Genomic DNA, 11,647 nt, shown 5'->3' on the forward strand with positions numbered 1-11,647 from the left:
TATCCGCCAAAAACAGGGAACTGTGCGGCTATGCACACGCCTGCTTCGGAAAACATTTGCTTTCCCATCTGGCAACGACTAAAAATCGCCAAGGAATTTGGAAAGTCCACATGGTCGAAAAGCAGAAATCGCCGCGTTCCCGCGGCCGACCCCAGGTCCGATCCGACGACGAGACCCGCAAGGTGATCATCCTTGCCGCCGAAAGGCAATTCTGCGACCTCGGTTATGAGACCGCCAACATCAACGTTATCGCCCAGAATTCCGGCGTCTCCACCAAGACGCTCTATCGCCTCTTTCCCACCAAGGCCGATCTCTTCGAACGTGTCATCGCCCTCAGGATCTCTGAGTTCGCGCTCGAGGCCGACGAAGAGCATCTCGACGCCATGAGCGTGAAGACCGGTCTCGTGCAGTTGCTTGCCGCCTATGGGCACCTCGTGCTGGCGGCAGACACGATCGCCATCATACGTCTGGTGCTCGCCGAGGCGGAGCGCTTTCCGGAGATCGCTGCCACCTTCTGGGAGCAGGCAATCGAGCGGACAAACGCAACGCTGGAGCGCTGGCTCAGGGCGCAAACGACTCTCGGCCGCCTCGTGATCGAGGATCCGTATCTGGCGGCGGGCATGCTGCGCGGCATGATGGCGATGGAGCCGCAACGCGCCGTCATGATGGGCCGCATCGGCAGCATTGACGAAGCGACGATCATGGCGCGCGCTGAGAGCTGCGCGAAGGTCTTTCTGACCGGCACCCTGCCGAGATAAGTCCACGGCTAAACTTTCGCCTCGTCATCCGGACGTCATCAAACTGTAACATGCGACCGTATAACTCTCCGCGCGGGAGATCTCCCGCCGGGCGCATGAGGCGTCGCGACCAGCCCTTTGGCATGGCCTCCTCTCCTTGAAGCCCGGTGATTGTTATGCGTTTGTCCGCGAAGCTACCCCTCGCAGCGGCGGCTCTGGCTGCCTTCTCCATCGCTGCCACCAGTCTTGCCAGCCTGACCGTCAGCGGCGACCTGTCGTCGCGCGCGGCGATCGAGAAGCTGGAGGCGCTCGCCGATGCCCGCCGCAACGAGCTTCGCCACTATCTCACCACCGTGGAAAACGACCTGCGCAATCTGCAGGCGCAGAAATCCGTCGCCAAGGCGCTCAGCGATCTGAATGGCGCTGCCGCCAAGTTCGGCGACAAGGCCGAGAGCGAATTGCAGCGCCGTTACCTCACGCAAAACCCCAATCTCGATGACAAGCGCGCGCTCTACAGTACCGCTGGCATCGACGACTACGACGCGCTCCATGCGCACTATCACCCGTATTTCCGCCGCTTCGCGGAAGCCCACGGCTATCGCGACGTGCTGCTCGCCAATCTCAGCGGTGACGTTGTCTACTCCCTCAACAAGAAGGGCAACTTTGCCGTCAGCCTCAAAGACGGCTCCTGGAAGGACACGGGGCTTGGTCGCATCTTCCGCGAAACCGCCGAGGGAACAGACAAGAGCAAACTGGCCTTTGCCTCCTACGAGGCCTATGCACCGCTCGGCGGCAGCCCCGCGGCGTTCATCGCCATCCCGCTGGAATCGATCGACGGTAAGATCGGTACCTTGATCCTGGAGATGCCGGACTCGCGCATCGGAGAGATCGTCGGCAACCGCACGGGCCTTGGCGAGACTGGCGAAACGATCCTTCTCGACGGCAACGGATTTTTCCTCACTGACAGCGCCACCACACCCGACAACGATATCCTCAAGGCCCGGGTCTCGCCGGACCAGCCGGCGGAAGATGTCATCGTCAGCAGTAGGCTCGCCGATTTCCGCGGCGAGGAAGCGCAGATGGCTGCCACAAGCCTCGATGCTTTCGGCACTCGCTGGACCATGGCCGCGGTCATGACGTCACGGGAAGCCTTTGCCGCCGTCACCGCCTTGCGCAACTGGACGCTCGCGACGGCTCTGGCCGTCCTCGCGGCAGCGCTGGCAATTTCCATCTGGTATTCACGCCGGCTGACGCGCCCGATCACCGGCCTCGTTCAGGACATGAGCCAACTCGCCGACGGCGACACGACGATCGGCGGCGTCGGCCGGAACCGCAAGGACGAGATCGGTGACATGGCCCGTTCCGTCCTAGTCTTCCGCGACGCGCTTCTCGATCGCGCCCGCCTTGAAACCGAGGCGGCGGAAACGCGGACCATGATCGAAGAGGAACGACAAGTCCGAGAGATGACCCAGTCCGAGGTGGCGCGCCAGATCAACGAGGCCGTAGAGATGCTGGCGTCGGGGCTCGAACGGTTGTCGCATGGCGACCTGACTGCACGCATCGACCGGCCCTTCGGCGCCGGTTTCGACCGTCTGCGCTCGGACTTCAACCTGTCGCTGGAGAGCCTTGCCGTCACGCTTGGCGACGTGAAGGCGAGAAGCGCTGAGATCGACGGCGAGACCGGCGAGATGCGCGACGCCATCGGCCAGCTCGCCAAGCGCACCGAACATCAGGCGGCGACATTGGAAGAAGCAACCGCGGCCTTGAGCGCAATTACCGCCACCATCGGGCGCACTGCCGAACACGCTACATCGGCGACGACGATCGCGGCTGCCGCCAAGGCGAGCTCCGACCGCTCGGGCCAGGTGGTCATGAACGCTGTCGGCGCCATGGCTCAGATCGAAAAGGGATCGGTCGCCATTTCCCAGATCATCGGAACCATCAACGACATCGCGTTCCAGACCAACCTGCTGGCCCTGAATGCGGGGGTCGAAGCGGCCCGTGCCGGCGAAGCGGGCAAGGGCTTTGCGGTCGTCGCGCATGAAGTGCGGGAGCTGGCACAGAAATCCGCCCTCGCCGCCCGGGAAATCAAGGCGATCATCACCACCTCGGCAGAGGAAGTGACGAAGGGCGTTTCGCTGGTTCGGGCGGCAGGCGATGCGCTCGACGAGATCTCCGGCCAGATCCATGCCATCAACGAGCAGACACAGCAGATTGCCGGCGACGCGCGCGACCAGGCGAACGACCTGCAGCACATCAACCAGACCATGCTGTCGCTGGACGCCGTGACGCAGCAGAACAATGCGATGGTTGAAGACAGCACCGCCATGACTCTTCGGCTCTCAAGCCAGGCATCCGGCCTCTTCGATCTCGTCGAGCGCTTCCGTACGGCATCCGGCGCGCACAACCGGACGGAGACAGACGCGCGCCTCCGACTGATCGCTTGACACCTGTACAGGCCCGCGCGCTGTCGCGGTCCCGTATCGGAAGGCGAGATCAGCTCGCCTTGGCAAGCGCCACGGCGTCGGCGCCAGCCGGGAAATGGAGCTGGCCGGACAGATCGTTCGCCGCCTGCCAAACGGCCTCCGCCACATCGGTCTCGGTCGTGACCAAGGGTGGGGCGGCAAACTGCGCGAAGATGGGTGCGGCAAAATCCGCATAGGCCGCCGGGATCAGGTCCTCGACGCGCATAGTGGTGTTGCGGGCGAAGCGGGTGGTCGGCGCGTAGCCGGGCTCGACCAGCTTAACCCTGACGTTGAAAGCTTCCAGTTCGTGAGCGAGCGAGCCGGTGAAGCCCTGGATCGCCGACTTGCTGGCGGTATAGGCTGCGGCGAGCGGCATGGAAGCAAGCGTCACAGTGGACGTAACGTTGACCACGACGCCCGACCGGCGGGCACGGAACTGCGGTATCACCGCCTGGGTCATGGCCATCACACCGAAGGTATTGGTGTCGAAAACCTTGCGGATATGGGACATCGGAGTCGCCTCGAAGGCGCCAACCACGCCGATACCGGCGTTGTTAACAAGCACATCGATCGGGCCGGCTTCCTCAATCGCAGCCGCGATGCTGTCGCGATCGGTGACATCAAGAGCCAAGACACGCAGCCGCTCGGAGTTCGGCAGAATGTCTCGCTGCGGTCGGCGCATCGTGGCGATCACGTTCCAGCCCTCGGCATGAAAGCGCCGCGCCGTCTCCAGCCCGTAACCGGAAGAGCAGCCGGTAATCAGTACGGTATTCATCGCGATTTCCTGTCAGTTGTTTCGATGGAAAAGAGATATCGCCTCCGCTCTGGACGCTCTACGGCTTGAAGTCCTGATTTCATTTGCTATCGTCCTGACATGGTCGATCCACTCTCGCAACTCATTCAGCTTCTTCGTCCGCGCACGGTCTTCACCAAGGGTATCAGCGGCGCCGGCCGCTGGGCCGTGCGCTATGCCGATTTCGGGCAGCCGAGCTTCTGCACCGTCATCGAGGGGGCTTGCCGGCTGGCTGTCGATGGCGAGGTACCGGTCACATTGGAGGCCGGAGATTTCGTGCTGCTGCCGGCAACACCGGGTTTCACCCTTTCGGGGTTCGATCCGGTTCAGCCGACCTTCATCGACCCCAAGGGGATGCCGGCGCCGACCGGCGAGGTTCGCCACGGCAGGCAACACGGCGAACCGGACGTGCGCCTGCTCGGCGGCTATTTCGTCCTCGATTCGCCCGATGCCGGACTGCTTGTTTCGCTGCTGCCGACATTGATGCATCTGCGCGGGATCGACCGACTTTCGACACTCGTGTGTCTGGTGGGCGAAGAGGCGCGTGACGAAAGGCCAGGCCGGGACCTGGTGCTGGCACGGCTTGTGGAAGTCATGCTGATCGAGGCCCTTCGGTCTATTCAAGGCGAAAGCGCAACGCCCGGCCTGTTGCGCGGCCTGGGTGACCCGCGGCTGGCGGCGGCCATTCGGCAGATCCACGCCGATCCGGCCCATGCCTGGACGGTGGCGGAACTCGCGAGCGAGGCGGCACTCTCCCGCTCCGTGTTCTTCGAGCGCTTCACCCGCGCTGTTGGCGTGCCGCCGATGGAATATCTGCTCGTCTGGCGCATGGCGCTCGCCAAGGATCTGCTGCGGCAACGCGACGTCGATCTCGCCTCCGTCGCCGAACGTGTAGGCTACAGTTCAGCCAGTACCTTCAGCACAGCCTTCAGCCGCCATGTTGGACAGCCGCCAAGCCGTTATGCACGCATGGCTGTTGCTTAGCGGCGGCCATGCCTCGCCCTTCGTAAGAAATCGCTCAAATGCCAAGGCGGCCACATTTACACCCCGCTCGGTCGCCTATAGAGGGCCTACCACCAACAGCGAACCGTAATTCATGCTCCGACGCCTATATGACTGGACGATGTCGCTCGCGACACGAGAAACCGCCATTGTCTGGCTTGGCATCATCGCCTTTGTCGAAAGCTCGATCTTTCCGGTCCCCGCGGATCTGCTCCTTATCCCGATGGCGCTGGCGCGCCCGGAGCGGGCGTGGCGCTACGCGCTTGTGGCCACCATCGCGTCGGTGCTCGGGGGTGTCGCCGGCTGGTATCTCGGCCATTATGCCTTCGATACGCTGGCAAGGCCGCTGCTGTTGTTCTACGGCAAGCTCGACACGTTCGAGCATCTGAAGGCGTCGGTCGACTCTGAAATGCTGGCGTTGCTGCTCGTGACCTCAGGCCTGGCCCATCTGCCGCCGATCAAGGTCGTGACCATCCTTTCGGGCGCGGCCAACATCAACCTCGGCTTTTTCATCATGTCGGCGATCGTTGCACGTGGCGCGCGCTTCTTTGTGCTCGCCTGGCTGCTGCGCCGCTTCGGCGAGGAGATCCGTGATTTTCTCGAGCGGCGGCTGAGCGCGTTGGCCGGTGGGGCGGCGGCGATCCTGATTTGCCTCTTCGCCGCCCACCGCCTTTTCTACTGATCTTAGTCTGAACCGTCTCTTTTGGCGGCTACGCCCTTCCCGGACGGGCCATGGGCAAGGATAGCGGCGCTAGCGTCCGCATCCCGCGGCCCTTCGGGTCGTTTTCAGGTGCCTTCCGGCAAGCGTAGTCCTGCGCCTCCTGCAGCTTCGCAAGCGCTCCATCGTAGTCGATCAGGGTTGGCCGTCCGCCGCTGACGACGCAGGTTCCGTCAACATAGACCCGCTCTATCGCCCGCTCGGCTGCACAATGAAGGAGATTGCGCAGCGGATCATAGACTGGCTGCATCGCGTGGTGGCGAAGATCGACCACGAGGAAATCCGCTTTGGAACCGACGGCGATGCGGCCGATGTCATCACGGCCGAGCGCCCTGGCGCCGGCGATGGTCGCAGCCTCCAGGATATCACCGGTCGCGACATCGAAGACGGACTTGCCGGACAGTCGTGCACAGATCATCGCCTGGCGCATTTCTTCCAGCATATTGAAGGGATAGCTGTCCGTTCCGAGCGCAACGTTAACGCCTGCCCGACGGTAGCGGCCGACCGATTCCAGCGCCATGCCGCTGCGCGAGAAGGTGACCGGGCAATGGGCGACGGTCGTCTGGCGATCGGCAAGAAGACGCAAATCGACCTCCGTGCGCTGGCGCGTCCACGAATGGCTGTCGACAAAGATGCAATGGCCGAGGATCAGATCCTTTCCGAGCAAGCCCAGGCTTTCGAGATATTGCACGGCCGTCAGTCCGTGTCGGCGCAGGAGTTCCTCGTGCTCGGCCATGGTCTGGGCGGCGTGGATGGTGACCGGAACGCCGCGCTTGCGCGCTGCCGCCACCGCATCCTGCAGCAGTTCCGGCGAGCAGGTCTCGATCTGCGATGGTGCGACGACGCCGCCAAGCCGACCGGAGGGGTGCGCTGTCGCGGCATCGACGACCTCCAGAGCCCGAGCGAAAGCGTCGCGCCCACGCGCCTTGTCCCAGCGGAAATCGAGACGGTGGCTGCCTTCGACATGCCACTGCGCCTCGCGGAAGCCCGGCGCGACGAAAGCGCGTGCACCGCTTCGCGCGAGCGTCGGCAGCCAGCTTTCATGCGGGCCGGCGATATCGAGCAGCGTGGTGACGCCGCTGCGCATCACGTCACCGACCATGACGGTCAGCGACGCCTCGATCGCGTCTTCGTCGATCTCCAGAAGGTTGGAGTATTCGTAGAGCGCATTGCCCCAAAGGGCTGCCGTGCCCGTGTCCTCGAAGATGCCCTTGGAGATCGGCTCTTCGCCGGAGTGGCAATGGACATTGACGAAGCCCGGCATGATCATCCGGTCGCGGCCGGAACTCTCACTGTCGAACGGACCTTCGTAGTGACCGCCGACATGGACGAAGCCCTTGTCGTCATAGGCGATGTCGGCGTTGTGCAGATAGACATGGCCATTGCGCTCGCTGTCGAAGGCGACGAGCGTATGCACATTGCGGATGACGTGGATCTCTTTAGTCATGCGATGTCCTGAAATATTGTTCGAGGAAACGGCTGTAAGCTCCCATGAGAGCACTGAAAATGAAATAGACGACGGCCGCGAAGACGTAGCCTTCTAGCACCGCGATGCCCTGCCATTCCGGATCGCGCATGGCGGTACGCACGGTGTCGAGGAAGTCGAGCAAGCCGACGATGGTCACCAGTGTCGTATCCTGGAAGAACCCGATGAAGAGGCTGACGAGCGGCGGGATGACCTTCTTCAACGCCTGCGGCAGCACGATCTTGCGCATGATCTGCCAGTAGTGCAGACCGAGCGAGTGTCCGGCCTCCACCTGCCCGTTGGGCACCGCCTGCAAGCCGCCACGGACGATCTCGGCGATATAGGCGGCGGCAAAGAGGATGATCGCCACCTGTGCGCGGATGAGCTTATCGATGGTGATGCCGTCGGGCATGAACAGCGGCAGCATGACCGTTGCCATGAACAGGATGCTGATCAGCGGCACGCCGCGCACGATCTCGATGAAGCTCACTCCCAGGATGCGGATGGCTGGAAGGCTGGAGGCGCGGGCGAGTGCAAGCGCGATCCCAAGCGGCAACGCGCAGGCAAGCCCGATGAAGGAAAGCATGAAGGAGAGCGGCAGCCCGCCCCATTGCGTCGTCGGCACGACCGTCAGGCCAAAGAACCCGCCCGCCATCAGCACATAGAGCACCGGCAGGATGACTGCGATCCAGGCGATCAACAGCGCCCGTCCCCAGACCTTCGGGACCATCGAGACGACACAGGCGCCGAGAAACAAGAGCATCGCCGTCAGCGGCCGCCATTGCTCCTCGAACGGATAGAAGCCGAAGAAGATGTAGCGCATCTTCGTCGACAGGAACGGCCAACAGGCGCCATTCGTCACCTTGCATTCCGCCGGCGTGCCGACAAAGGTGGCGTCGACGAACAGCCAGCCGATCACCAGTTTCGCAACCGCGAAGATCGTTCCGAGGCAAAGGATGGTGATCAGTGCGTTGCCCGGCGTTCCGAAATAGGCGCTGAGCCAGCGCCCTTTCGGTGCCGGTGGCGCTTCGCGGTGGGACGTAAGCGATGCGTCGCCGATGAGGGTATCGATCTGTGTCATTGCTCAGCGCTCCCTCAGCGCGACCTTGGCATTGTACCAGTTCATCACCAGCGAGATGAGGATCGACAGCCCGAGATAGACGCCCATGAAAATGGCAATGGATTCAATCGCCTGCCCGGTCTGGTTCATGATCGTGTTCGAAACCATCACCAGATCCGGATAGCCGATGGCGATCGCGAGCGAGCTGTTCTTGAAGACGGTCAGATAGGTGTTGGTTAGAGGCGGGATGATGATCCTCAGCGCCTGCGGCAGGATCACCAGCTTCAAGGTGCGCGCGCGTGATAGGCCGAGGGCCGTCGCGGCCTCCCACTGTCCTTTGCTGACCGCCTGGATGCCGGCCCGGACGATCTCCGCAACGTTGGCCGACACGCTAAGCGTCAGCCCGAGGAGAAGCGCCACGAATTCCGGGCGCAGGTGATAGCCGCCGCTCAAGCGGAACCGGCCGAGTTCTGGTACGTCCCAAGTGACGGAAATGTTGGCGAGCAGCAATGCTGCCACGAGCGGCAGAAGAAGCGCAATCGTCGCGATCAAGGCAATCGGTCTGTCCTTGCCGGTGACGACGCGCCTGCGGCCGAGAATCCGTGCAACGGAAGCGGCCGCAGCGATGCCGACAACGAGAGCCGTGACCATTGCCGAAAATCCGCTCTCCCAGTGCAGGGCGGGCATGACCAGGCCGCTGTTCGACAGGAACACACCCGGAAGCATCTGGATCGCCTGCTTGACCGGCGGAAAGGTGGAGATGATCAGCGAGTACCAGAGCAGCAGGTAGAGCAGCAGCGGCACGTTGCGGAGGGCCTCCACATAGGCAAGCATCAGTCGCGACAGCACGGGATTGTGCGACAGCCGCCCGATGCCGACCAGCAGACCGAGAATGGTGCCCAGCAGTGCGGCGAGCAGCGAGACTTTCACCGTATTGGCAATGCCGACGAGGATCGCACGGCCGATTGTATCGGTCGGCTCGTAGGTGATCGCGGTTTCCGTGATGACGAAACCGGCCTGGCGCGCCAGGAAGCCGAAACCGGTCGCGATATCCTGCTTGGCAAGATTGGCGCTTGCGGTGCTGAACATCACCCAGGCGATGAGCAGCACGACACCGACGGCGATCACTTGATAGAGATAGGCGCGAATGCGCGCATCATAAAACAGGGGCATCGGCACCCGTCCCTTAGGCAGGACCTACAGCGCCGCCGGTCTTACCGGGGCGCAGAGGTCGCTTTGGCACTTTGAATTTCTGCAGCAGAAAGCTAGGCCCGCGCTTGAGCGTGGGCCTATCAATCCTCAACGGAACGGCGGTGCGTAGAGCAGGCCACCTTCGCTCCAGCGCGTATTCGGACCTCGGGTCAGGCCGAGAGCGGTCTTGGTGCCGAGGTTGCGCTCGAACACTTCACCATAGTTTCCCACACCCTTGATGATGTTGTAGCCCCACTTGTTGTCGAGGTTCAGCATCTTGCCGAGTTCTTCATTGACGCCGAGCATGCGCTGGATCTCCGGATCCTCGCTCTTGGCCATCTCGTCGACATTGGCCTGCGTGATGCCGCGCTCCTCGGCCGCCATCAGCATCCAGGCGGACCAGGATACAATGTCACGCCAGTTGGAGTCGTTCTGGCGAACAGCAGGCGCCAGCGGCTCCTTGGAGATGGTTTCCGGCAGAACGACGTAATCATCCGGGTTGTTGGCAACGGCGCGGATCGAAGCGAGGTCCGAACGGTCGGACGAGATCGCTTCGCAACGGCCTGAGAAGAAGGCGTTGCGGTTTTCGTCCGGGTTTTCGAAGACGACCAGTTCGAACTTGCCGCCGATCGAGCGGAAGAAGTCGCTGAGGTTCTGCGCGGTCGTGGTGCCCGGCAGCGTGCAGATCGCGGCATCCGTCAGTTCCTTGGCGCTGTTGACGCCGAGCGATTTCGGCACCATCAGCCCCTGGCCGTCGTAGAAGACTGTCGGCCCGAAATCGAGGCCAAGCGAGACTTCGCGCGAGAAGGTAAGGGTCGTCTGGCGCGACAGCATGTCGATCTCGCCGGACTGGAGCGCCTGGAAGCGCGTATTGATGTTCGTCAGGACGAAATCGACCTTTTCCGGATCGCCGAAAACGGCGGCGGCCACGGCACGGCAGACGTCGACGTCGAAGCCCCCCATGTGACCCTTGGCATCCGCGGTGGCAAAGCCCGGCGTGCTCATCGAGACGCCACAGATCAGCTTGCCGCGCGCCTTGACCGTTTCAAGCGTCGTCGCCGCGTTCGCAGACGTCGCGGCCACAAGCCCGACGGCGATGCCCGCAACGGTCGCGCAAAGCTGTAGGATTCTGTTTTTCATGAATTCCCTCCCTTTGGTTTCCTTGTCCTGACCGGTCCTGGTCGTGCGGTCCTCATCGCACGCCTCCTCCCGAACCGATCGACACCAACCCGTAATTGTCAGCGCCATCAATTGCATACGATAGACGGATACAAACATCAACATGATTGTATACAATATTGACGACGAAATATTCGGGCGTTATCGAAATGCAGGACATGTTTGGCCGATCCTCGATCGGCCCGTCGGGGGAGGCAACCTTGTCTGAGAAATCGAGCCGCAGCGACGTCGTCTACAGGCTCCTGCGCCAGGCCATCCTGGAGCAGGCATTAAGGCCGGGAACGAAGCTTGCCGAAGACACGATCGCCGATCATTTCAAGGTCAGCCGTACCAGCGTTCGCGCGGCCCTGGTCCGGCTGAACGCCGAGGGCATCGTCGATCTCAGAGCCAACAAGGGCGCCTGCGTGGCGGAGCCGACGCTGGAAGAAGCCCGCGATATCTTCGCGCTAAGGCGCATGCTGGAAGCCGAAGTGATCCGCCGGCTGGTGGCCGATCTCGACAGCGCCGACGTCAAGCGGCTGGAGCAGCACGTGAAGCAGGAAGAAGCAGCCCTTTCCGATCACGGCCCGCTTTCGATCCGCCTCGCAGGCGAATTCCACATCCTGCTCGCCGAACTCACGGGCTCGCAGGCCCTGGCGCGCTTTGTCCGCGAGATCGTCTCGCGCTGCTCGCTGATCCTAGCGCGTTTCGCCCGGCTGCATTCTCCGGAATGCGCAGTCGACGAACATGTGCAGATCATCCGCGCGCTGCAGTCGCGCGACACCGCCACGGCAGAGCGGATCATGCTAGAGCATCTCCACGCCGTCGAGCTGCGCGCCGAACTCGATATCGACAAGACCGAGCCGGATATCTCCGCCGTTCTGCAACGTTACGCCCGCAAGGGCTGACGCTGCCTGTCGCCGTCGGGTCGTGCCGGCGGTCGAGGATACGACGTTCTCCAGTCGATCTGCGGCACCAACTGTCGCGCGGCAAGAATCCAGACGCGATATCTGCCTCCAATATCCTGCAACGATACCGGTGCGCCGGGCGGGTCTTAC

10 protein-coding genes are annotated in these 11,647 nt (G+C 62.7%); 5 read left to right on the top strand and 5 right to left on the bottom strand.

From position 1 onward, the window contains the following. Positions 1-110: 110 nt before the first annotated feature. Both ACN9MO_RS23330 and ACN9MO_RS23335 read left to right on the top strand, forming a co-directional pair. Positions 111-758 (top strand): TetR/AcrR family transcriptional regulator, encoded by a 648-nt coding sequence (locus ACN9MO_RS23330; protein WP_113132630.1) that lies wholly within the window; start codon positions 111-113, stop codon positions 756-758. A 155-nt stretch (positions 759-913) separates the two neighbouring features. Continuing rightward, a complete protein-coding gene (locus tag ACN9MO_RS23335; protein WP_113132631.1) occupies positions 914-3,184 on the top strand; it encodes a methyl-accepting chemotaxis protein in 2,271 nt (756 codons plus the stop codon). 49 nt (positions 3,185-3,233) lie between these two features. On the opposite strand, the gene ACN9MO_RS23340 is transcribed toward ACN9MO_RS23335, so the two are convergent. Beyond that, a complete protein-coding gene (locus tag ACN9MO_RS23340; protein WP_113132632.1) occupies positions 3,234-3,977 on the bottom strand; it encodes an SDR family oxidoreductase in 744 nt (247 codons plus the stop codon). Between the two features lie 99 nt (positions 3,978-4,076). Between ACN9MO_RS23340 and ACN9MO_RS23345 the strand changes: the two genes are divergently transcribed. Further along, on the top strand, positions 4,077-4,979 hold the full coding sequence (locus ACN9MO_RS23345) for an AraC family transcriptional regulator (RefSeq protein ID WP_057248507.1): 903 nt from the start codon (positions 4,077-4,079) through the stop codon (positions 4,977-4,979). A 112-nt stretch (positions 4,980-5,091) separates the two neighbouring features. Further along, complete coding sequence (locus tag ACN9MO_RS23350; RefSeq protein ID WP_113132633.1) at positions 5,092-5,679, top strand: YqaA family protein; 588 nt, start codon at positions 5,092-5,094, stop codon at positions 5,677-5,679. Between the two features lie 28 nt (positions 5,680-5,707). On the opposite strand, the gene ACN9MO_RS23355 is transcribed toward ACN9MO_RS23350, so the two are convergent. The 4 genes from ACN9MO_RS23355 to ACN9MO_RS23370 all read right to left on the bottom strand — a co-directional run bounded on the left by ACN9MO_RS23355 (position 5,708) and on the right by ACN9MO_RS23370 (position 10,571). Then, positions 5,708-7,162 (bottom strand): amidohydrolase family protein, encoded by a 1,455-nt coding sequence (locus ACN9MO_RS23355; protein ID WP_113132634.1) that lies wholly within the window; start codon positions 7,160-7,162, stop codon positions 5,708-5,710. Further along, the gene (locus ACN9MO_RS23360; protein ID WP_057248510.1) at positions 7,155-8,261 is read right to left on the bottom strand and encodes an amino acid ABC transporter permease; all 1,107 of its coding nucleotides are present in this window, start codon (positions 8,259-8,261) and stop codon (positions 7,155-7,157) included. Before ACN9MO_RS23360 ends, ACN9MO_RS23355 begins: the two co-directional genes overlap by 8 nt. 3 nt (positions 8,262-8,264) lie before the next feature. Then, the gene (locus ACN9MO_RS23365) at positions 8,265-9,413 is read right to left on the bottom strand and encodes an amino acid ABC transporter permease (RefSeq protein ID WP_057248511.1); all 1,149 of its coding nucleotides are present in this window, start codon (positions 9,411-9,413) and stop codon (positions 8,265-8,267) included. A 126-nt stretch (positions 9,414-9,539) separates the two neighbouring features. Beyond that, positions 9,540-10,571: an amino acid ABC transporter substrate-binding protein gene (locus ACN9MO_RS23370; protein ID WP_057248512.1), complete on the bottom strand. Its 1,032-nt coding sequence runs from the start codon at positions 10,569-10,571 to the stop codon at positions 9,540-9,542. A 239-nt stretch (positions 10,572-10,810) separates the two neighbouring features. Here ACN9MO_RS23370 and ACN9MO_RS23375 point away from each other — a divergent pair, with 239 nt between their 5' ends. Next, complete coding sequence (locus ACN9MO_RS23375) at positions 10,811-11,497, top strand: GntR family transcriptional regulator (protein ID WP_255571196.1); 687 nt, start codon at positions 10,811-10,813, stop codon at positions 11,495-11,497. Positions 11,498-11,647 lie beyond the last annotated feature (150 nt).

It is taken from the genome of Ensifer sp. R-19 (assembly GCF_049905105.1).
Taxonomy (GTDB): Bacteria; Pseudomonadota; Alphaproteobacteria; order Rhizobiales; family Rhizobiaceae; genus Ensifer.

Coding starts and splice junctions, on each gene's coding strand:
- ACN9MO_RS23370 (WP_057248512.1), bottom strand. CDS start 10,571: ATGAAAAACAGAATCCTACAGCTTTGCGCGACCGTTGCGGGCATCGCC.
- ACN9MO_RS23340 (WP_113132632.1), bottom strand. CDS start 3,977: ATGAATACCGTACTGATTACCGGCTGCTCTTCCGGTTACGGGCTGGAG.
- ACN9MO_RS23355 (WP_113132634.1), bottom strand. CDS start 7,162: ATGACTAAAGAGATCCACGTCATCCGCAATGTGCATACGCTCGTCGCC.
- ACN9MO_RS23335 (WP_113132631.1), top strand. CDS start 914: ATGCGTTTGTCCGCGAAGCTACCCCTCGCAGCGGCGGCTCTGGCTGCC.
- ACN9MO_RS23365 (WP_057248511.1), bottom strand. CDS start 9,413: ATGCCCCTGTTTTATGATGCGCGCATTCGCGCCTATCTCTATCAAGTG.
- ACN9MO_RS23360 (WP_057248510.1), bottom strand. CDS start 8,261: ATGACACAGATCGATACCCTCATCGGCGACGCATCGCTTACGTCCCAC.
- ACN9MO_RS23345 (WP_057248507.1), top strand. CDS start 4,077: ATGGTCGATCCACTCTCGCAACTCATTCAGCTTCTTCGTCCGCGCACG.
- ACN9MO_RS23330 (WP_113132630.1), top strand. CDS start 111: ATGGTCGAAAAGCAGAAATCGCCGCGTTCCCGCGGCCGACCCCAGGTC.
- ACN9MO_RS23350 (WP_113132633.1), top strand. CDS start 5,092: ATGCTCCGACGCCTATATGACTGGACGATGTCGCTCGCGACACGAGAA.